General features: G+C 46.8%; 22 protein-coding genes. 10 read left to right on the plus strand and 12 right to left on the minus strand.

Going from position 1 to position 21501, the window contains the following annotated elements; genetic code table 11:
- The first annotated feature begins 91 nt into the window (after window positions 1–91).
- The 4 genes from MKX30_RS22215 (at window position 92) to MKX30_RS22230 (ending at window position 3324) form a co-directional block, all read left to right on the plus strand.
- Window positions 92–1129 (plus strand): serine hydrolase domain-containing protein, encoded by a 1038-nt coding sequence (locus MKX30_RS22215; protein ID WP_071559370.1) that lies wholly within the window; start codon window positions 92–94, stop codon window positions 1127–1129.
- Window positions 1130–1172: 43 nt separating this feature from the next.
- Entirely contained in the window at window positions 1173–2324 is a 1152-nt protein-coding gene (locus tag MKX30_RS22220; protein ID WP_341063528.1) for an MGDG synthase family glycosyltransferase, read from the plus strand.
- A gap of 31 nt (window positions 2325–2355) precedes the next feature.
- Window positions 2356–2637 carry a hypothetical protein gene (locus MKX30_RS22225; RefSeq protein WP_023986830.1) on the plus strand — a complete coding sequence of 94 codons (282 nt, stop codon included), beginning with the start codon at window positions 2356–2358 and terminating at the stop codon, window positions 2635–2637.
- A 348-nt stretch (window positions 2638–2985) separates the two neighbouring features.
- Window positions 2986–3324: a DUF4870 domain-containing protein gene (locus MKX30_RS22230; protein WP_023986829.1), complete on the plus strand. Its 339-nt coding sequence runs from the start codon at window positions 2986–2988 to the stop codon at window positions 3322–3324.
- Between the two features lie 56 nt (window positions 3325–3380).
- On the opposite strand, the gene MKX30_RS22235 is transcribed toward MKX30_RS22230, so the two are convergent.
- Window positions 3381–4340, minus strand: coding sequence for a sigma-70 family RNA polymerase sigma factor (locus tag MKX30_RS22235; protein ID WP_028541124.1), 960 nt, complete (start codon window positions 4338–4340; stop codon window positions 3381–3383).
- Between the two features lie 19 nt (window positions 4341–4359).
- On the minus strand, window positions 4360–4803 hold the full coding sequence (locus MKX30_RS22240; protein WP_023986827.1) for a carboxymuconolactone decarboxylase family protein: 444 nt from the start codon (window positions 4801–4803) through the stop codon (window positions 4360–4362).
- Window positions 4804–4954: 151 nt separating this feature from the next.
- On the opposite strand from MKX30_RS22240, the gene mscL reads away from it, so the two are divergent.
- A complete protein-coding gene (gene mscL, locus MKX30_RS22245) occupies window positions 4955–5449 on the plus strand; it encodes a large conductance mechanosensitive channel protein MscL (RefSeq protein WP_341063529.1) in 495 nt (164 codons plus the stop codon).
- Window positions 5450–5534: 85 nt separating this feature from the next.
- Here mscL and MKX30_RS22250 read toward each other — a convergent pair whose 3' ends face one another.
- Both MKX30_RS22250 and MKX30_RS22255 read right to left on the minus strand, forming a co-directional pair.
- Entirely contained in the window at window positions 5535–6236 is a 702-nt protein-coding gene (locus MKX30_RS22250) for a histidine phosphatase family protein (protein WP_023986825.1), read from the minus strand.
- Window positions 6237–6308: 72 nt separating this feature from the next.
- The gene (locus MKX30_RS22255) at window positions 6309–6602 is read right to left on the minus strand and encodes a hypothetical protein (RefSeq protein WP_023986824.1); all 294 of its coding nucleotides are present in this window, start codon (window positions 6600–6602) and stop codon (window positions 6309–6311) included.
- 172 nt (window positions 6603–6774) lie between these two features.
- On the opposite strand from MKX30_RS22255, the gene MKX30_RS22260 reads away from it, so the two are divergent.
- The gene (locus MKX30_RS22260) at window positions 6775–7407 is read left to right on the plus strand and encodes an NUDIX hydrolase (RefSeq protein ID WP_341063531.1); all 633 of its coding nucleotides are present in this window, start codon (window positions 6775–6777) and stop codon (window positions 7405–7407) included.
- Between the two features lie 7 nt (window positions 7408–7414).
- Here MKX30_RS22260 and MKX30_RS22265 read toward each other — a convergent pair whose 3' ends face one another.
- Together MKX30_RS22265 and MKX30_RS22270 are read right to left on the minus strand one after the other, a co-directional pair.
- Window positions 7415–8203: a TrmB family transcriptional regulator gene (locus tag MKX30_RS22265; protein ID WP_028541127.1), complete on the minus strand. Its 789-nt coding sequence runs from the start codon at window positions 8201–8203 to the stop codon at window positions 7415–7417.
- Window positions 8204–8268: 65 nt separating this feature from the next.
- A complete protein-coding gene (locus tag MKX30_RS22270; protein ID WP_341063600.1) occupies window positions 8269–9120 on the minus strand; it encodes a zinc ribbon domain-containing protein in 852 nt (283 codons plus the stop codon).
- A 311-nt stretch (window positions 9121–9431) separates the two neighbouring features.
- On the opposite strand from MKX30_RS22270, the gene MKX30_RS22275 reads away from it, so the two are divergent.
- Entirely contained in the window at window positions 9432–11858 is a 2427-nt protein-coding gene (locus MKX30_RS22275; RefSeq protein WP_341063532.1) for a UvrD-helicase domain-containing protein, read from the plus strand.
- A gap of 268 nt (window positions 11859–12126) precedes the next feature.
- Here MKX30_RS22275 and csaA read toward each other — a convergent pair whose 3' ends face one another.
- The gene (gene csaA / locus MKX30_RS22280) at window positions 12127–12459 is read right to left on the minus strand and encodes a chaperone CsaA (protein WP_341057883.1); all 333 of its coding nucleotides are present in this window, start codon (window positions 12457–12459) and stop codon (window positions 12127–12129) included.
- Between the two features lie 56 nt (window positions 12460–12515).
- A complete protein-coding gene (locus MKX30_RS22285) occupies window positions 12516–13421 on the minus strand; it encodes a DMT family transporter (protein WP_341063533.1) in 906 nt (301 codons plus the stop codon).
- Window positions 13422–13578: 157 nt separating this feature from the next.
- Here MKX30_RS22285 and MKX30_RS22290 point away from each other — a divergent pair, with 157 nt between their 5' ends.
- The gene (locus tag MKX30_RS22290) at window positions 13579–14472 is read left to right on the plus strand and encodes an AraC family transcriptional regulator (RefSeq protein ID WP_341063534.1); all 894 of its coding nucleotides are present in this window, start codon (window positions 13579–13581) and stop codon (window positions 14470–14472) included.
- 242 nt (window positions 14473–14714) lie between these two features.
- Here the strand turns inward: MKX30_RS22290 and MKX30_RS22295 are convergent, their stop codons facing one another.
- The gene (locus MKX30_RS22295) at window positions 14715–16898 is read right to left on the minus strand and encodes an alpha-galactosidase (RefSeq protein WP_023986816.1); all 2184 of its coding nucleotides are present in this window, start codon (window positions 16896–16898) and stop codon (window positions 14715–14717) included.
- A gap of 239 nt (window positions 16899–17137) precedes the next feature.
- Here MKX30_RS22295 and MKX30_RS22300 point away from each other — a divergent pair, with 239 nt between their 5' ends.
- Window positions 17138–17977: an AraC family transcriptional regulator gene (locus tag MKX30_RS22300; protein ID WP_028541133.1), complete on the plus strand. Its 840-nt coding sequence runs from the start codon at window positions 17138–17140 to the stop codon at window positions 17975–17977.
- Between the two features lie 166 nt (window positions 17978–18143).
- Here MKX30_RS22300 and MKX30_RS22305 read toward each other — a convergent pair whose 3' ends face one another.
- From MKX30_RS22305 to MKX30_RS22315, 3 genes are read right to left on the minus strand one after another with little or no spacing between them, the layout of a single operon-like run.
- On the minus strand, window positions 18144–19028 hold the full coding sequence (locus MKX30_RS22305; RefSeq protein ID WP_023986814.1) for a MetQ/NlpA family ABC transporter substrate-binding protein: 885 nt from the start codon (window positions 19026–19028) through the stop codon (window positions 18144–18146).
- 25 nt (window positions 19029–19053) lie between these two features.
- On the minus strand, window positions 19054–19824 hold the full coding sequence (locus tag MKX30_RS22310) for an SDR family NAD(P)-dependent oxidoreductase (protein ID WP_068941250.1): 771 nt from the start codon (window positions 19822–19824) through the stop codon (window positions 19054–19056).
- Window positions 19825–19829: 5 nt separating this feature from the next.
- Window positions 19830–20291, minus strand: a complete 462-nt coding sequence (locus MKX30_RS22315) for an S-ribosylhomocysteine lyase (protein WP_007428584.1) — start codon at window positions 20289–20291, stop codon at window positions 19830–19832.
- Window positions 20292–20568: 277 nt separating this feature from the next.
- Here MKX30_RS22315 and MKX30_RS22320 point away from each other — a divergent pair, with 277 nt between their 5' ends.
- The gene (locus MKX30_RS22320) at window positions 20569–21369 is read left to right on the plus strand and encodes a GTP pyrophosphokinase (RefSeq protein ID WP_076295410.1); all 801 of its coding nucleotides are present in this window, start codon (window positions 20569–20571) and stop codon (window positions 21367–21369) included.
- The last annotated feature ends 132 nt before the right edge of the window (window positions 21370–21501 follow it).

The following is a 21501-nucleotide window of genomic DNA, read 5'->3' on the forward strand; positions in this document are numbered from 1 at the left end:
AGCTGTTGCACAGGAGGTATACCTTATTTATCGGTTTTTGGAGTGTATGTGTTTGGGGTAAAATAAATAAACATAACAAGGAGGGAAAAGGATGCGCCGCTATGCTCCGCTGTTCACTGCACCTGTTGCCCGTATGTCTGCCCTGAACATAGGAACTTGTGAAGAGGAGGGCATCAATGTCTCCCTACTTGATCAGGCAGACCGTGAAATCCAAGCCAAGTTTCCTAAAATGCACAGCTTCCTGCTGCTGCGCCACGGCAAACTGATCTGGGAACGCTATTATAATGGGCATGAAGTAAGCTCTCTGAACGATTTGCGATCCGCAACCAAAAGCTTCACTTCCACGCTCATCGGCATAGCTATGGCTCGCGGTGATATGCCCGGGCCAGAGACGGCTGTGCATAAGCTGTTGTCTGAGTATTTACCTAGGCGGAAGGAAACACTGCTAGAGCAGATTACGATTCGCCATCTGTTGACCATGACATCCGGCTTGTATTGGCAGACGGGCAAAAAGCTCGGAGAAGCTTTTATCCACCGTTTTCATCGCAGCAAAAGCTGGCCGTCCTTTGCCCTACGTTTACCTGTACAGGAGGACCAACTCGGTGTATTCCAATATCGTAGTGTTGATTCTCACCTGTTGTCCGTGCTGCTGACCCAATGCTGTGGGATTGACGCCTATACGTACGCTCTCCAGCATCTGTTCGAACCCTTAGGTTTTGGAAGAAGTGGTTGGGCACAAGATCCAGAGGGCTACACCATGGGACACATCGGGCTATATCTGACATCGCGTGACATGGCTAAATTCGGCGATTGCTGCCTTCATCAAGGCAGCTGGAACGGAAAAGAATTGATTCCGGCCGATTGGCTGCATCAGGCGACACAGCGACAGGTTGAAGGCTATCCAGAATTCGGAGATTACGGATTCCAATGGTGGACAGGACGACTCCACGGCATCAACTACGCGTGTGCGCACGGACATGGAGGACAGCAAATTTATCTTGTGCCAGAAGCGAACGCAGTCGTGGTATTTACAGCAGACAGCAAGGTGAGCCGTTGGAAAAATCCGCGAACACTGCTGGAGCGCTACGTTTTGCCAGCCGTATCCTCCCTCAACTTAGAACGTTCCTGATATGAGCTTCATGTGCTTATTGAATATAGGGGGCTAAACAATCATGGAAGTCTCAGCACCAAAAATTCTAATATTATACGCCAGTTACGGGGAAGGCCATGTGCAGGCCGCTCGGGCAATTATGGGCAGTTTGCGAAGACTCGGACGCTGCGAGGTACAACTTCTCGACCTGATGGCTGAATCTCATCCCTGGTTGAACGGTCTGACCAAATTTGTATATATGCAAAGCTTCAAAACCATTCCTCAGCTTTACGGCTGGGTCTATAACATCACGCGCGGTATGCAGGCTAAATCGGCCTTCGGCCATGTATTGCATTCATTCGGAATGCGTCAACTTACGATCACTCTGAAAAAGGAGTTGCCGGATCTCGTGATACATACGTTCCCGCAGCTCGCGCTCCCGGCGTTACGCCGCAAAATGGGAATGAATTTGCCTATTGTCAACGTGGTTACAGATTTCGATCTGCATGGGCGCTGGCTGCATCCCGATATTGACCGCTACTATGTAGCCACTGAGGATATTCAGCAGGAAGCCGCCCAGCGGGGAATACCTATCGAACGCATTATCGCTACGGGTATTCCGATTCACGCTTCTTTTTATAACATGTCTGCCGACGAAATTCCTGTTCAGGAACAGGTAATTCCATCACTACAGTCTGAGACTACTACGCTACTCATTATGGCTGGCGCCTATGGTGTGCTATCCGGCATACTGGATATCTGTCGGCAATTAAGCCAGCTTCCTCAGTTGCGGCTACTGATCGTCTGCGGACGTAACCAGCAACTGAAAGCAGAAGTGGATGCGCTGTATGCAGACCACCCAAACATTTACACCTATGGATTCGTGGACTTTGTTCCAGCACTTATGCGTGCGAGCAATCTGGTGATTACGAAGCCCGGCGGCATCACACTCTCGGAAAGTATTGCATCCGGTTTACCTATTCTTGTGTTCAAGCCCGTACCCGGTCAGGAGCTAAATAATGCTCTGTATTTGCAGCAAAAAGGAGCTGCCCGTATTGCTCGCACTACGGAGGAGCTGATTCAGCATTGTCTCGACCTGATTTCCACCCCCTCTCTTGCCGAAGAGATGATGCAGGCGATTGAGCTGCTTCGTAAACCTCATCCCGCAGACCAGATTGCCGAGGATATTTTGCATCAGCTTGTGGATAAAAGACCTTCCGTCCGGACAAATTAACGAAGAATAAAGTCAGACGGAGGGGATACCTATGGAACACAAAGGGAAGGATTTGCTCCCACTAACAGGAGAAAAGGTAGAAGTGGATGGTGTTTATATTGATGAGGATGGACATGAGCAGCATTTGCACAGAGGTCAGCATTTTCCCGCTGATGTTGTTCTGGGTACTTCCGAGTGGAAAATGACCGAATACGCCTTTGATAATCATCATGAAGGACGTACTGATGAACGACTTATCCCCAAAGAGGACGATGAGGATAAAAAGGGTAAAATCACACATCCACGCCGTCGTTTACAACGCGGAGATCGCTAAATAAGACAACTTATCCACGGTTAATACCAATCTGTTGATATTTTGTGGACAATCTGTGTGCAAAATGAGCTTAATCGCTATATTGTCTACAGTTTGTGCACAATTTGTGCATAACCAATGCTTATTTTGTGGACAAGTAGTGGCGTATAGTGGATAAAATGCGTACAACATGTGCAAAACCTGTGTATAACCCTGTGAATGACTGAGCGAATCCTTTTCGTTCAGTCTTTTTCGTGTTTTTATACACATTCCCTGATTGAACTTTTTCTGGCGTTTCGGGCATATCTTTAATTCCTGTCCTCATAGCTTGTATAGTACGGATAACTTATAAAGGGGGATTTGCCTGACATGTCAGTCTATAAGTCTTCCACGGGATTGGATGAAAATATAGCAGCTGTCCTGTGCTATCTGTTCGCATTTATTGGCGCACTGGCCTTTGTCATGCTGGAAAAGAAAAGTCGATTTGTATTATTTCACGCGCTGCAATCCATATTTCTGTTTGTCACCCTCATGATCGGGCATGTGCTTGTTGGATTCATTCCGCTGCTCGGTCCTCTGCTCGCTTCCCTGCTAACGCTGGCAGGCCTTGTATTGTGGGTCATCCTGTTAATTCGCGCGGGACAAGGCAAGTGGCTCAAGCTTCCCTGGGTAGGTGATCTGGCTCTTCATCAAGCCCGGCAGTTGTGAAGACAACAAAAAACCTTGATCCTTAGCAGGATTCAAGGTTTTTGCTGTTTCGATGATTACTTTTTATCGCATGTTCGCTTCTTCTGTCCTATATGAATGTATCCCAACTTATCTGGGTTAACCATTAAATAAAAACTCTGAATATGCTCCCCGTCCGGTGTCAGTCTGAGACATAAGGTTTCTCTCACTTTTCCATCTTCCAGAAATGCCAGCTGGACCTCGCCATTGATGACGGTGTGGAACACATCTCTTTCTCGTAAAACGGTTAATACCCGACGAGAAGTCAACAGGGCAAGAACGCCTTTGCGCACAACCATCGGTCTCATCACCGTATGCACATTACCTCCGCCATCTGACACGAATACAGGTTGTTCAGCCAGTAGTTCCAGCATAGCAGTCACATCGTAGGCAAGAAAGGCGGTTGTAAAACGTTCTAGTAGTTTTATTCGGGATGAGTTATTCATATTACGACTGGACTGAGCCTCAAGAGCAGATTCTCCTGAAGATAGAATACGACGGGAGCGACTGAACAACTGACGACAGTTGCTCTCAGTCTTCCCCAGCAATTCCGCAATATCTTTGTAATCATATTGAAAAGCTTCCCTCAGCACAAAAACAGCCCGCTCTATCGGCTTTAGCTGCTCCAGCAAAACCAGAAAAGCGTAAGATATCATGTCTTTACGCTCTAACCAATCCGCAGGGAGATCTGCGCTTTCACCCAACGGCTCCGGCAGCCACTGTCCTACATATGTCTCTCTTTGCTTGCGCGCAGAGTTCAACAGATTCAGACACCGATTCATCGTCATTTTGGCTACATAGGCTTTGGGATTGTGTATATCATCCAGGGGCTTATTCTTCAGCTCGACAAAGCAGTCTTGAACTACATCCTCGGCATCCGTAACCGTTCCAAGCATGCGATAAGCAATGGCAAAAGAATATTTGCGATATCTCTGATACAGCTCCTCCAGATTTAAATCCACCGATTCTTGTTCAATTCTGTGTTCTTTGCCAGACAAAGCATAGCCCCCTGTTCATTTAAAGAATGCCCGGATACATTCCCGTTGCAATCGCAATCCGGTTCCAACTGTTAATCACGTTAACCGCGGTAATCAAATCTACGTATTCTTCCTCTGTAAAATGTTCTCTGACCCTATTGTACAAATCCGTAGGTACCCCTTGTTCAGAGATACGGGTAACCGCTTCAGCTAATTCAAGCATAACACGTTCTTTTTCCGTGAACAAAGGAACCTCCCGCCATAAGGCTAGCTGCAAAATGTGGTCAGCATAATCCCCCAGCTTGAGCAAATCCTTCGCATGCATATCCAGACAATAGGAACATCCATTGATTTGGGATACTCTAATTTTCAGTAGTTCGTACAATACTTTGTCTGTAAAACGACCGGAAATGTATTTTTCCATCTCCATCATTACCTTGAATGTGCTAGGACTCACTGCTCTGTGATTGAATCTCAAACTCACGATACATCGCCTCCATTATTGGTTTACATATAGAAGACAAATGAACATGTGATTTTGTGACAAAGTGCAATACATCAATTGGGAATTGCCCTCCATTGACATAGCATGTATTATAGATAAATGATTTTATGTAAAGAAGGTGAGCACTCATATGAGCGGAAAAGGTATTATAAAAGAGTTTAAAGAATTCGCTGTACGAGGTAACGTGATTGACCTCGCGGTCGGTGTTATCATCGGTGGAGCGTTTGGCAAGATTGTCACTTCTGTGGTAAACGATATTATCATGCCTCCGATTGGTAAACTTCTGGGCGGCATGAATTTTCCAGACTTGTATGTAGCTTTACGAGCTGCCGATCCTTTAAATGCTGACGGTACACGCATGACTTTGGCACAGGCCAAGGAAGCAGGGATTGCAGTCCTCGCCTATGGTCAGTTCATTAACGTCCTGCTGGACTTCCTGATCGTAGCCTTCTGTGTGTTCATGCTGGTCAAAGGGATTAACATGCTGAAACGCAAAGAGGAAGAAAAACCTCCTCAGGAAAAAGCGATCAAGGAATGTCCACATTGCCTATCCGAAATTCCTGTAGCCGCTACCCGTTGCGCACATTGCACTTCCAAGCTGGAGGGGTACGTCGAAGCACGCTGACTCAACCCACACCTATATGACTACAACAAACGGCTTAAGACGATGTACCGTCTTAAGCCGTTTTGGTATGGTGTGAGAGATCTGATTAGTTGAAATTGGTGATAATGCCACGGGGTCTGACGGGCAAGCCCTCAGCGTACAGATGGGAAACATCACCGAAGCCGATGCAACGGGGAACTGCCCATTCCTGAGAGCGCTCATCAAACAAGATCGTGGTTACGGAGCTAGGCGGCATCCAAAAGCCGGACCAGACCAAGGCCAATGGCAGCTCCAACAGATGAGCAAGCCAGGTCAGCCCGAAGCCGCCATGACAAAATACGGCCACCTGATCTTCGGTGTGCTTCAGAATCCGGTACCTGCCCTCCACCCGCTCAAAGCCTTGCCGTTTCAGGAATTCATCGGAATGAAGCTTCAGCCGCTCGAAGGTTTCGGGACTCTGCGTTCCCTGATAATAGGAAATCTCCTGCCAAGAGTCATGAGTCGGCAGGGGCATTTCGGAACGGATCACTTCACCTGGCAAATCCCAATGGGAAAGACGGCCGTATGGAGTTTCCTCCAGCTTTAGAGCCAGCTCCTGTGTCCAGTGTTCCACTTCATGAGTCATACCCAGAGAGTCGGCGGTGTAGCGCATTGTATCCAAAGCCCGCCCCAAAGGAGAGGCATAAATTCGATCCAGTCCGTGACTGGAAAGCCGTTTGGCCAGTGCCTGGGCTTCCAAATGCCCCTCCGGCGTGATGGTGTTATTGGGGTAATCGGGGTCTGCGTGTCGGATAATATACAATCTCATTATTGGTTCTCCGTTCCTATGAATGGCGACAGGATCGCTTTATCTCATTCCATCGATTAGTTCTCCTGATCTTTAACGTTTATTCAGCAAATTTTCCAAAATCGCGCGCAAATCCCTGTCTTCCTGGTAGACTTCCTCACCTGTATCCAGTTCAATAACCCGGATATATGTATAATTAGCTCTGACATCGACTGGTTTAAAAATCAATTCCTCCGGATTGTCTGGGCGGACATCATAGCCCATATTTTTGAACATATCCGTGATTTGATCAATCCCCGGCTTGCCTCCGCTTTCCAGCATAATCAACCCGCGCAGTTCCTTGGGTTCCTCCGGATGCATGACTCGAAAATGTACTATACATTCCATGTAAAATCGCTCCTTTCAATCGTAAATCTGTGTGATGTTGCAAATCCTCATGTTCCCAGCATACCCCAAATGCCACTCCACATTCCACACCCGCCTTCATATCGTCAGGACAGAAAACACGTTATACTGTAAAGTAGACCTTTGATTTCTGCTTACTATAGGAGGAACCACGATGACTAGCGAGCTTCTGGATATCTACGATGATGAAGACAACCCTCTTGGCACAGCCTCGCGACAAGACGCACATGCCAAGGGATACTGGCACCATACCTTTCACTGCTGGCTAGCACGAGACACTTCGACAGGCCGTCGCTTGCTGTTCCAACAGCGTCAGGATACGAAGGACACCTTCCCCGGATGCTACGATATTACAGCAGCCGGTCACTTGAAGGCAGGCGAAGATATGTCTCAGGCGGCTCGTGAGCTGGAGGAAGAACTGGGCATTCATGTTCCCTTTGCCTCATTAACACCGCTGATGACCGTTCGGTATGAAAGCAAAGGTACCGCACAGGGCACCTCTTTTTGGGATCGGGAGGTTAGCTCGGTGTTTGGACTGCTATCGAACCAGCCATTGGAAGCTTATCACCTCCAGCAAGAAGAAGTAGCCGGACTGTACGAAGCAGATCTTGACCAAGCACTGGCCCTTTTTGAAGGCCATATTCCCTTTATCGAAGCCCATGGCATTACGTCGGGGCCAAATCCAGAAAAAAACCGCCGCCTGATTACATCGGATCAATTCGTGCCTCATAAGGCGGGCTATATTACATCTATATGCCGGGCACTGATGGAACTTCCTACCCGGTAATCTTTAGCTATTCTCCAGCTGACATATATTTGCCGATAATGCCTTCATACCGCCAGCCATACCGGGTCGACAGTTCTCTGCCCATATCATGCTCCAGCTCATACAGAATAAGATCCTGAGCAAAATGATTAAGCAGCAGGCCTGTCATTACCGGATGCTCGGTAATAAGCGCCTGTGTCGGGCAATTCTCTCCCCGCATACCCAGCATGCACCAACGCCGATCAATAACAAAAGAAAACTTCCGCCCTGCTGGTTCCTGTCCGTCTGTACCAGACCCAGACGGTAACCACGGTCCCATCATGCTTTCTCCGTTATCGCAGGACCAGAGCAGACGCACACCTCGACCCTCAGCTTTCTCCAACTCTGTCCGCAGCAGCTCAGCTTCCTCGCGCCACAAATCCAACACAATCTCATGCTCTGCCCGTTCCAATTCACGTGTCAGACTTTCCAGCACCTTCCGATCGCCTTCCGCATTATAAAAGGTCGGCTTGGTTGGTTCTGTTCGTGGCATTTCTTTCTCCACTGCGCGTAGGGACTCCTGCATTTGTCCTTCGATCATCCGGGTCAGTTCACCCGGTGGCAGCATGCTGTAACGTACAGGCTCTCCAGCACTGGTTCTGAGGTATCCCTGCCCGGCCAAACGCTGTAAAGCCGCGTACACGTTGGAGCGCGATGCACCCAGACGCTTAGCCACTTCATAGCCGGAAGCCGCATTTTGCCTCGAAAGCTCGACCATAACCTTGGCTTCCATTTCCGTAAAACCCAGATTCCGCAGATGATGCAGCAAACGCTCCATATATTCTGTTCCCCCTATGCTGCCCGGCGTTATGTCTGTGTCCTGCAGCAGCCTGTTCGGCTGCGTCAAATCTGTTCAGCTCCGCAACGCGGGCACCATTTGGACCCTTTAGGTAGTTCTGCAGTACAGATTTGGCATTTTACATTTTCACGTACTTGTGCAGACGGCATTGCCGGCTTCTCGGCCCCGGAGTTGTTGGCCTTCCAATACCGGATTCGCTCGTCCAGCTCTTCCTGACGCTCACGCTCACGTGCCAGTTCTTCAAGACGACGGTGTTCTTTTTCCAGCTCTTCCTGACGGCGGCGCTCCCACTCTTCGTCGAATGCCGCTTTTTCTTCCGGTGTAAAATCAGACACTGTGTAATCGCGGTCTAGTCCCGCGGGTTCCTGTGTTTCATACCGCTCATCCTGTTCCTGTTCATGCCGATCGACTACTTCATGTTCTGCATACTCCGTGTAAGCAGGCGCAGCATCCTTCACTACCTCTGGCTTGCGCAGATCAAAAGAATAGACGTCTGTTGGCACCTCTTCACGCACAGCAGCTACTTGTTTGGAGGCAGTCTGCCCTTCATTCAGCTTGCGTCCGCATTTGGGACAAAAGTTCGCATCCAGTGGTACAACCGCTCCACAGGTGCATAAATGAGCGTTTTTTAATTCTGCAATTCTACTGCGCAGCTCGTCAATTTCATCCTGAAGCTCATCACATGCAGTGGATAGCTGTGTCATCTCGGTTTCTGCCACCGACATGTCGGATGCGCGGTAACCTTCGTAAAAGATCTGACCCATTCGTAAGAAATGAACATCCATTTCCTGCTGAATCGTTGTAATTTGTGAATTGATCTTACTAATCTCGACAGCATGCTGCGCCTTTTCTGTTGCGCGATTAGCGCCTTCCTTTATACGTTGAATCAGCTTCATCGTTATTTCCTCCCCATTATCCAGCCGGATTTCACTATACCGTCCGTATATCCCAAAGTTTTTTTCTGTTGGCAAACCTCGAACTCCTGTATAATGGAATGCGGTCATATTGCCTGTTTGAAGGCTATTGGCATTAGCGTCAACGTATTGACGTTCTGTCGCTCCGGCAAGATCCGCATGAATTTCAGCATTATTTTAGTCCATCGCCTTGTTCTTATCGTCAGCTAAAGCTGACTAGAACTCTATCATACCAAAAACTACCCCCATTTGTGAAAATGGAAGATTTTAAGAACGAAAGGGGTTTCAGGATTATGGACCCAAATCCTTCTTTTTACCCCCGACCCATCGGGGTTCCTTATTCAACGTCGAGCCCTCAGGCACGTCGTGCTTCCATGGATACCAGTATGACGCTGGTGCCCGACACCGACCAAGACTCGGCCTATTTTCGTGCTTTAGAGAACGCCGGCATTCACCTGAACCGCCCGCAGATCCAGGCCGTCCGCCACGGCAAAGGCCCCCTTCTGACCCTTGCAGGGGCTGGCTGCGGCAAAACCACAGTGCTGGCTGCCCGCGCAGGCTACCTGATGGCGATGCGGGATGTCCCTGCATCGTCCATTCTGCTGGTGACCTTCACCAGCAAGGCAGCTGCCGAAATGAAACTGCGCATCGCGGGATTACCCGGTGTGCGCCCTGCCGCTGCACGTGCAGTTCAGGCTCGCACGTTTCACTCATTCGCTTTGGCGATGCTGCGTCATCGCGGCGTGCAAGATGAAGTGTTCGGTGAAACGCAGGCCCAGCATACCGTCATGAAAATGATGCTGCGGCAGCTTGGACTCAGCGAGGCTTTCCAGCCGGAAAGCCTGCTGTCTGCCCTCTCCGCCTGGAAAGCGGAAGGCCGCAGCGCGGACGAGCTGCCGGAAACCGTGCGCGAGGAATCGGATGCCAAGCGTGCCATGCTCGCCTATGAAGCGTGGAAACAGGAGCGCAATAAAATGGATTTTGACGATATTCTGCTGCGTGCCTCCGCACTGCTGCGTGACCCGGATGTGCTTCAGCCGCTTCAGCGGCGTTTTTCACATATCATGGTCGATGAATTTCAGGATACGAATGCCCTGCAATATGAGATGGTGCAACGATTGGCTGCCCGACATCGCAATCTGATGGTTGTGGGGGATGATGACCAGACGATCTATACCTTTAATGGGGCACGTCAGGAATCCATTCTAGAGTTTGATAAGGTCTATAAGGATGCAAAGGTCATTACCCTGGATATTAATTATCGCAGCGATGCGCGGATTTTGGGGCTGGGCTCTAACATTGTCGCCAAAAATGTTCATCGACGCTCCAAGCGTCTTTCGGCTGCCGGGCGTGAAGGCTTGCCGCCGCAGTTTGCCACCCCATCCGGACCCGAGGAGGAAGCGGGGCATATTGTTACCCATCTACTCGGACAGGTAGAGGAAGGTCGGCTGCGCTACCGGGATATCGCTATTTTGCACCGGACAGCCAGCGGAAGCCGGTCTATTTTTGAGCAATTAATTATGCGGGATGTCCCATTTATTCAGTACGGAGCAGGGGCTGTATTTTATGATCAGTCCCTGATTCGTCCCTTAATGGATCACCTGCGCTTGTCGCTGAATCCCCGGCGTATGGAATCCATTCCGAGCACTCTTGGGCCGCTGTACGTCTCCCGTGAGGCGGGTATGGAATGGATTATGCGCAAGGAGAAACAGCAGGCTAAAAAATACCCGTTGATTCATCTCAGCCGCTGGGATCGACTACGTGATTTTCAGCGTGAGCAGGTGAAAGAGCGTATTCGTCTGATTCGCAGTCTCACTACAATGAAACCCGCCTATGCCATTCAAGAAATGCGGCGCATCTTTTATGACAAATATTTGGAAAGCGGAGATACGGGCGCGTGGACTCATTATAAGGAAACGATGCAAGAAAGTCTGGAGGAGCTCGAAACGGCAGCCAAGCGGTTTGACACCGTGGAGGCGTTCGTCAGCTTTGCGGACGAGCTTTCCGAGCGTCACCGCCAAATGGAATCGCTGCGCAGAGAGGAAGACAGCGATGCTGTTCGGCTCATGACGATCCACCGCGCCAAGGGGCTGGAATTCCCTTGCGTATATTGGATCGGAGCCAGCGAAGGCATTCTGCCGCACAGCTCGGCGCTGCACAGCGAGCTGCCGGAGGATCGGCGGGCAGGCGCCGCCCCGACTACGGCTGTGGATAACGATGCAGCGCTTGAAGAAGAGCGCCGCCTCGCTTACGTGGCCGTCACCCGGGCGAAGGAGTTGCTGTACATCACCTCTCCCGCCTCTAATCATGGCAAGCCTGCCGCCGTGTCACGCTTCCTGCTGGAAGCCTATGGGGTCACCCCTGAGGTTTCCAAGCCAGAAGCACGCCGCAGCAGCTTCGGCCAACCGAAGGGTGCTTCCGGGTATAGCAGCCGTGCTGGCGCTGGATCGCCAGCGTCTGGCACAGCGACCCGCGTGAGCAGCAGGCCGGGACCAAGCAGCGCTACGGCACGGACGACCTCGTCGGTGGCAGGGTCTTCGGCAGAGCCACGTATCAACGTGCCCGTGTGGAAATGCACCGACGGCGCCTGCAAGGCGTGGATGCGGCGCGACACAACAAGCGGACGCCGTACAAGCGCGGCTAGCACAGGCACGCCGCCGGTATGCCCGCTCTGCGCCTCCCCGATGACAGAGGGGACACGCAGCATCCCAGCCAGATAGGTATAAGGCGTATAGCTGGTATTGGAGAACTGTGCTTTTACTGGATTGGTGACACTCGTGATTTCCAGCCTAAACTGTTGCAGATTTTAATGAATCAAATAAGCTTTAGACAGACCAATAAAAGAAAAAGCGGCAGACTAGGACGTGAAAATAAAGTCCTAGTCTGCCGCTATCTGTTTCAACTTGCTATTGAAGGATCGTATCCCGTTAGGTTCAATGTCCTGCCTGTTGTGAAGTTATATATTTTACGGATTAAACAGCCGATCAATCATCCAATAGCTGTTCCATCAGGTAGTTTGATATCTGGTTTCAATAAAACCACATCCCCCTTTTCGGGAATTCCTCCAAGGACTAACACCTCTGAATTAAAGCCTGCTATCCGTCGAGGTGGAAAGTTGACTACACCTATGATTTGTTCCCCTATAATATCTTCAGCCACATATCTTTTTGTGATTTGTGCACTCGAAGCTTTTATTCCGATATCTTGTCCAAAATCAATTTCAAGTTTAATAGCAGGTACTTTTGCTTCTGCAAAAAACTCAGCTTTAATTATGGTTCCAACTCGAATATCTAGTTTCAAAAAATCATCAATCGTTGCCATCTAAACATTCTCCTCATCGATTGTTTTCTTCAATTTCGCGATAATGAATTTCAAATTTAATATTTTGCAACCGTAGTATACTTTAAAGATTTTGCCCAAAAATACATCCCCATACCGAATAAAGTCATGAGTCCACCTATGAATTGAAATGCAGAGATTATTTCTCCCAAGAATAAGTAGGCGAGAATTATGGCAAGAACAGGCTCTCCAATAATACCAACTGAGACCGTAGTTGCACCCATCGATTTCAACAACAAATTAAAAATATATTGTCCAAAAATAGTTGGGATTACTGCAAGTAAAAAGAAATACATCCAATCCGACGAGTCATATTCGATCAAGGAATAATGATTCAACAAATTGTAGACCAGCATGACGCTGCCACCAATAAAAAAAACAATAACACTATATAAATTTGCATTTATTTTGTGGCTTACTTTCTGTCCTGCCAACATATATGCTGAAACCAAGATTGTTCCTACTAAAGATAATCCATCTCCGATTAATGCCTCTCTCGAAATCCCTATGTCTCCCCAAGCTATAATGATTGAACCGACAAGAGCGGCGATCAAACAAAGAATGGTCAATATATTTGCTCGTTCTCTGAACATAAAGTATGAACCCATCATTACAAATAAAGGCTGTAAGGATAAGATGACCATGGAACTCGCAACTGAGGTATATACTAAAGATTCCATCCAGAATAAGAAATATAACCCGAGAAAAAGACCAGCTATGAAAACAGTACTCCAATCTTTTTTGTTCATTTCTAAGGAACGAAACATTTTCCAAGGTACAAAGGGAAGCATTATGAGTACTGACATATACAATCTGTACATCCCAGCCACAGAGGTTGGAGTATCTGAGGATTTTATCATGATAGATGAGATAGAAACAGACAGTATGCTGATTAAAAGCAAAATATACGGATGAAACGGTAACGACGATTGATTTATTTTCACATATACGCCTCCAAGATGTCTTATCCAATCGCCTGTGCACAGGATTGTAATGATAAGCCGAAGATCTGGTATAATAATATCACCACTTTTATTTTATTTGTGTAACTATATCTTTAATTTATATAGAAATATCGTCATCAGAAAGGACCTCGCTAAAATGGAAAAACAATTGCATGAGACCATTCTATATCCCGATGCTTCATTTCCATACATCATGTACACCCATACTATTCATGCAAGTAGTCCTGAGGGTAGAGGATTCAACGATTTACATTGGCATGAGGAACTACAAATCACTTTGGTTACCAAAGGAAAGCTAGTGATACAAGTTAACGGCATTGATCATGAATTAGAAACAGGTCAGGCCATTTTAATTAATAAAGGTGTTCTTCACGTTACTACACACCTTACACATAACGGTCAATATGTCAGCTTTAATTTCCCTGAGAAGCTGCTGGCCTTTTATGCAGATAGTGCGATGGAAAAAAACTATGTACTGCCTTATACAAACTCTCTCTTATTGTCATTAGTAATCAAAGGAGATGCTGAATGGCAAATTCAAATACTGCAAATGCTTTGGGATATGAAACAGAAATTTGATATGAAAAAAAAATGGGGCTGGGAATACGAGGTTTCCATCAAAACGGCACAATTATGGTTAGTCTTAATATCTAATATTTCGCTGTCTTCTGAGGAAGCACCTAAATACATGAAATTGCAACAGGAGCGACTTCAATTAATGCTCAGCTTTATCCATCAAAACTACTCAGACAATATAACACTGCAAGAAATTGCTGCTATAGCACATTTAAGTATTTCGGAATGCACTCGTAGTTTTAAGAGAACTATTCATATGACACCTTACGACTACTTAATTAAGTACCGTATCAAGAAAAGCAGTGAGTTATTAATTTCAACAGATTCTACAATAACTGAAATAGCCCACAGAGTGGGGTTCAATCATGTAAATCACTTCATTCAGTCTTTTAAGAAACATCATAAAAAAACACCTAATGAATTCCGGAAATTTAGAAATGAATTCATTAATTAAGGAATGAAGCAGCCGTCAGCGTAACGACTTACTCTGTTGATGATCCTGTTTTCAATCAACATTCAAATGTAACTCCTACATCTTCCTCAGTTTCATGTCATTCATCATTCGTATAAAAAAATGGCTTCCCCCTCCTCAATCAGTACAGCTGCTGTACGCAAAATGCCCCTTTTCATATAAAAAGGGGCATAACTCCATCGATTGTTTTCTCTCTTTCGGCAATTATACTGTTGTACTGATGCTTAAGCCTTACCGGACCTTATTGCCCGAAGCCTGAACCATCCACTTTCATAGTCTTTCTGTCTGTAGAGAAGAGGGAGGCCCAACTTCATAAGCCGATCCCCCCCATGGATAGACTTTTGCCCGCTATTTCCTGACTTAACTTCATATTCGAGCTCTGGATTTAGTCCGTCAAGGCGCAGGGCTCGCCAAGGCGCGTTCGGGACAGCCATCACTTGGAAATAGTAGACGATGGCATCCTCTTGGTCTTCAGAAACAAACATCCAAGCCGATTCGTTATCTTCAAACGGGTTCTTTAAGCGATACAAGTCACCTTTCTGTACTAAGCCACGTATCTGCTTGTATACTGCGATTTGGCGTTTGACCGTCTCTTTTTCCTCATCGGTGAATTTCGTGAGATCAAGCTCATATCCAAAATTTCCGGACATGGCGACATCACCTCGAAAATCAAGGGGCGTTATGCGTCCAACTTGATGGTTCGGAACTGCCGAGACATGCGCCCCGGTTGCGCTTACAGGATAGACAAGGCTAGTTCCATATTGGATTTTCAGGCGTTCCACCGCATCGGTATTATCACTAGTCCAGACTTGGGGCATGTAGTAAAGCATTCCTGGATCAAAGCGCCCTCCGCCACTTGAACAGCTCTCGAAAAGAATATGCGGAAATTCGGTGGTGATGCGCTCCAACAGCTCATACAATCCAAGAACATAGCGATGGGCAGTCTCGGATTGGCGTTCCGGCGGCAGAGCAGCGGAACCGATTTCCGTCAGGCAGCGGTTCATATCCCATTTCACATAAGAGACTGGCACGCTGGAGAAAATGGCAACAAGCGAATCGTAGATGAAATCGCGCACTTCCTTGCGAGTATAGTCCAGCACTAGCTGCCATCTGGCTTCGCTGCGCCTGCGTCCCGGAACGTGGAGGCACCAGTCCGGATGCTCCCGGTACAACTCACTGTCCGGAGAGATCATCTCTGGCTCGAACCAGAGCCCGAATTTAAGACCCAGCCGATTGATACGGTTCGCGACATCCGCGAGTCCGTCTGGCAGCTTCCGACGATCCTCGTACCAATCGCCGAGAGACGAATTGTCGGAATCCCGTTTTCCGAACCAACCGTCATCTAAGACAAATAGTTCGATGCCTAGCTCAGCCCCCTCTTTCGCTATCGATACCAACTTATCTGCATTGAAGTCAAAATAGGTAGCTTCCCAGTTATTGACCAGAATAGGGCGTTCTTCGTCCCGATATTTCCCTCGGCAAAGTCGAGTCCGATACAAGCGATGATACGTCCGCGACATATCTCCCAGTCCTTGACCGGAGTAAACCATAACGGCTTCTGGCGTTTGGAAACTCTCCCTTGGGCTCAGTAACCACGAAAAGTCAAAGGAGTTCACGCCGATGTTAAACCGTGTAGAGCCAAATGAATCTATTTCCGCTCCCGCCTCAAAGCCCCCGCTGTACACGAGGCTAAAGCCGAATACCTCACCATAGCTTTCCGTTGTTCCCCGAGTGACCAATGCAGCAAAAGGGTTGAGTTGATGGCTGCTCATGCCCCTTTTACTATCAATTCGGGTTTCACCTTGAAGAATCGGTTTGCGGGTAATATTCCCCTCCCGAGCCCATGCTCCCGAAAGATACATGAACTCTAAATCGCTTTTACCTGAAAAATCGACACTGGCACTTAGAGCACGGAGAAGTCGAAGATTCTTGGCTCCCGTATTACTCAAACGAGCCGAACGAGCGATTACGTTTCGATCCGCGAAGACGGTGTAAAGAAGAACAACTTTAAGACCTGAAAAGTCATCTTTTAACTCCAGTTCCAACGTATCCGCTTCGTCTTCATTCTCGGTATATACGGCCGGAAGCCCGGTTAATGATGGCTTTCCCTTGATGATCCGGTAACCGTCGTACTTTAACTCCGTGATACGAGTTCCATCTTCAAGTTCTACTTGATACGCAGGGTTACGGAAGTCCCCACTCCCATACTGCGGGTACTCTTGCGGTAGCCGATCCAATCCAGCCGTCGCAGAAGTGTGAAGCAATAGATCGGTCATTGATTCGCGGTGCTTCAGCCTATCTCCCCAATATACATGCACAGGAAATCCATCCACAATCTGAATAATATAACTCATGCCCGACGACTGTAGATGAAACAGCCCCGTTTGCTCTTGAACAATGATACCCATTGGAAAAACAACCCCTCCCTCTAGATCATACCCCTCGGAAATCCGCACCTAAAAAAGGACATAGAAGAACCTTTTTGTAACACCACCAACTAAGTTCACATGGTGTAAAGCTTGATAAGCTCCTCGTTAGTCGCAATAGGTTCTACAGAAATGATATATTAAACTAAGATATGAAGTACATGGCATGGTACTCACTATTCATGTTATAATGCTTGATAATTTACATAAGGAGATTTAGCGTGATAGAATATTTGCCACGTAGTAAGCAGCACTCTGAATTGTATCTAACTCAGTTTGGCATGGAGGAATGCATACCGGGGCACTTTTTTGGACCTGCGATAAGAGATCACTATCTGCTCCATTATATTTTGGACGGAGAAGGCACCTTCGAGGTCGGTGGGTCCAATTATCGCTTGCGGAAAGGTCAGTGGTTTCTAATCTGCCCCCAGGTCATCACTTTTTATCAAGCCGATGCAGTGAATCCTTGGTCTTATTGCTGGTTTGGTTTTAACGGAGCACTGGCAGAAACGCTCCTCAAGCAATCAGGCCTAACGATGACGCATCCAATCCTCTACTTTGAAGGAGACCATTTGATTTATCAATATTTGCAGCTAATGAATGAATCAAGTGGATGCCATAAAGCTCGGGAAACCAGACTAACCGGTCTGCTATGCTTAATGTTATCGGAGCTTATAGAGTTCGGCCCGGTAACGCCCCCCGAACAAAAGGAAAGCCGGGCGGAAATTTACGTGGAAAAAGTGAAGGATTTTATTGAAATGAATTATGCTCAGAAAATTACCATTGAGCACATTGCAAATTTTATCGGACTCAATCGAAGCTATTTATGTTCGTTATTCAAACAACAAGTAAACACAAGCATTCAGGATTATTTGGTTCGCTATAGGATCAACAAAGCATGTGAAATGATGGGAAACGCTGAACTTTCGATAGGTGATATTTCCCGTTCAGTCGGCTATAACGACCCTTTACTCTTCTCGAAAATTTTTAAAAAGGTAAAGGGATTCTCCCCCAAACATTATCGAACTGAAACCCATGCTCAAACTCAAGCCGACTACTAAAAATACAATCGCTGACTCATTTGGAGGATGGGACGACATCAATTCAATGTTTGTCACCTAATCGGCATGGACTCCAAGAGCAGAGATGACGTTCTACCCGACTACTGGTAAGAGGCCTCTTACGAACAAAAAAGATCAGCCAGAAAAACTGGCTGATCTCATAAGTTTATTTTGTTGTAGTTTGTCCTTCCAAATAAGAAACCGGCTCTTTAACCTCTACTTTGGTACCGCCAAATTCATCTTTAATGTATTTTTGAGTATCCTCGTTATGATAGAGATCCGCTAACTTTTGCAGCCCTTTGTCATTCGCCTTATCAGATGAAGTAACCAGGACGTTAATATTATTTTTGGTTGCCTGACTGATTTCCTCATGGAACAAGGAATCTTTCAGTACATTCAGACCCCCTTCTAAAGCAATTGTATTCCCAATCAGCACCAAGCCTACATCTTGAATCACTCGTGGTCCTGTTTTGTCATCAATTAGTTCAAATTTCAGGTTTTTAGGATTGCTAGTAATATCATTGACAGTACCCAAGGCATCATTAAAGTCAGCCTTAAGCTTAATCAAACCGGAGGCTTCCAATAACTTTAAACCTCTTGCTGTATTGGCCGGGTTATCTGCCAAAGCTACCAGAGCCCCGTCGGTCACTTCATCGATGCTTTTGAATTTTTGCGAATAAATCCCCATAGGCTCCAGGTAGGTTGTGGCTATAGCCTTCAAATCGGCTTTGCTCTCTTTGTTATAGCTAACCAGGTACGCCCACGATTGGAATGCATTCACATCTACTTCGCCTTCTTTGGTCGCATTGTTCGTTTCGATTCCGCCGTTAATTTCTTTCACTTCAATGTCCAGCTTGGCATCCTTGGCGGCCTGGGACTGGGCAATATGCTTCCATATCTGGGCGTCAGAGCCCATGGAGCCGATGACTACTTTTTGCGTTTCCGAACCGGAAGCGGCGCTGGAGCCATTGCTGTCTGAACTTTTATTACCGCATCCTGCAGCAACTAATAATAAACTAATCCCTAATAGTAAAACGAACGATTTCTTCATGTTGTTTTCCCCCAGATCATGTATGCTAGTGCATCGTCATTCCACCTGTAACATTAATCGCTTGTCCTGTCATATATGCAGAGAGCGGACTGGCCAGAAACAGCACCACATTGGCGACATCCTCCACCTCGGCCGTTCTCCCCAAAGGTACCTGTGAACAATCTTCTTCGTATATTTCTTGAGCGGTCATTCCGCGAATGACGCCCCCTTCAATCCGTTCACGATGCTTCATCGGCGTTTCTACGATACCTGGACAAACCGCATTCACCAAAATTTGATGCGGAGCAAGCTCAATGGCCATCACCTTGGTCAAGCCGAGAACCGCATGTTTGGAAGCACAATATCCGCCCATGGCCCGATATCCATTTTTTCCAGCCTGCGAAGCAATTTGGATAATTCGTCCTGGTTTGCGCGCATCCACCATTTCCTTGGCAAACCGTTTGGACGCTACATACAGCCCAGTTGAATTGATCGAAAATACTTTCTCCCAATCAGCCAACTCACTATCAATGACATAATCCATCGTAGAAGTACCAGCGCAGTTCACCAATATATCAGGCACTCCCGCTTCGCTGATTAGTAGATCGCACCATCTTTCGATATCATCCGGTTTGGATATGTCCAATTGCGTTTCAACCAACTGTGGATTGACCACTCTATACGGCTCTTCATAAGAAATATCAGCAGAAATCACTTTAGCTCCGCTTTTAATGAAAAGCTCTACAATTCCCTTGCCTATGCCTGACTTGCCGCCTGTCACTACCGCTGTCTGATGAGATAGGTCAATCGAAATCATAGATTTTAAAATACTCTTTCGAAAGGATCGCGGCTAATACCCGCCTCTAATACAATCTTCACATATTCCTGCGCTGAAAAAAGAGAGTGGTCCTTGTAGTTCCCGCATTCCAAAGCAGTAACAGCCGGAACCTCTGTCGTTTCCAGAATTCTTTTCAGGGTTTTTTCCAAAGCGAGTGCAATTTCCTCTGGCTCATGTTCATTCCACAAAATCAAGTAGAACCCCGTTCTGCATCCCATAGGAGAGATATCAATAATTCCTTTGATTTCATCTCTCAGGTACGTCGCTAATAAGTGCTCCAGCGTATGTACAGCTGCTGTCGGAAGTGCGTCTTCATTAGGTTGTAAAAATCTCAAGTCATACTTTTGTACTGTGCTTCCTTTTTCGTCATGCTCTACTCCCGCTGCTCTTACATAAGGAGCCTTTACAATCGTGTGATCTAATTGAAAACTTTCTACTTTTGCCATTTTTCTTTTCCTCTTTTCTGTAATTTATATTTTTAATCTAATGATGGATACTCTACATTTGTGATTTTTTAAGAAAGAATTAAATGCTTCAAATCAGCATTTTTGTAATTATACATCGGATTACTCGGTTTTACCACCATAATTCTTGTCGTATTTCTTTTTTCTTTGACCGTCTCTCCTTTGCCTGTAGGTTTTGACATAGTGTACAATGTATACGATAATGCATTTTTACGAAAAAGATCGAGGACATCATAAGCCTCATTTAGGAGAATGCTCTGTGAATGAACCGGATTGGAAGCACCTGAATGCTGTCCCATTACCCTTGCAGGAATTTCAGCTACAGCTGGATCAAAACAGTGTTAACGCCAAGCAACTAGAGGAGTGGAGAAAGATTCCCGTCCTTTATCAGCTGGCTCTGGAGGAATTAAAGAATAAAATTAAGCTGATTCAGACGGAATGGAAGCTGTTAGACGGTTTTAGCCCGATTGAGCATATTAAAACCCGGATCAAAGAGCCCCACAGCATCGTGGAAAAGGTTCGGCGCAAAGGGCATGAAGTGACCTTGGACAATATATTGCGTGAAATTCATGATATCGCGGGAATGCGCGTGGTATGCGCTTTTGTGAAAGATATTTATCGTCTGATGGATCATCTTCACACACGGGAAGATATTCGTATTCTGGAGGTCAAGGACTATATAGCCCATCCTAAGCCCAACGGCTATCAGAGCCTGCATGTCATTGTGGAAATTCCGCTGATCCTGTTTGAGGGCACACGCTGGATCAAGGTTGAAATTCAATTGCGCACATTGGCTATGGATTTCTGGGCCAGTATGGAGCATATTTTGTACTATAAGTTCGATAAGAAAGTGCCTGAACATGTCGTTAATGGATTGACCGAAGCCGCACGTGCAACCTACGAGCTGGATCAGAAAATGCTGAAGTTGCGCGGCGAAATTTTATCGCTTAGCGAGGAACAGGGTGCGGAAGAATCCCCGGCGAAACAATCCGAAGAGTCGTCCTTGAAGACACTCTCCCTCCCTGCAGATCACGCCACTTCACGGCCACAAACCTGCTAAGTTTTTGTGCACAAGATAACTTAAGAATTCAGTCGAGGCTGCAACAACTATGGTTCATTCTTACGCTGGATTCTTATGTATTGGGTATAAATAAAGAGTCATCAAAACCACGTTCATCATGGTTTTGATGGC

It is taken from the genome of Paenibacillus sp. FSL P2-0173 (assembly GCF_038008045.1).
In the GTDB taxonomy this organism is placed as follows: domain Bacteria; phylum Bacillota; class Bacilli; order Paenibacillales; family Paenibacillaceae; genus Paenibacillus; species Paenibacillus polymyxa_B.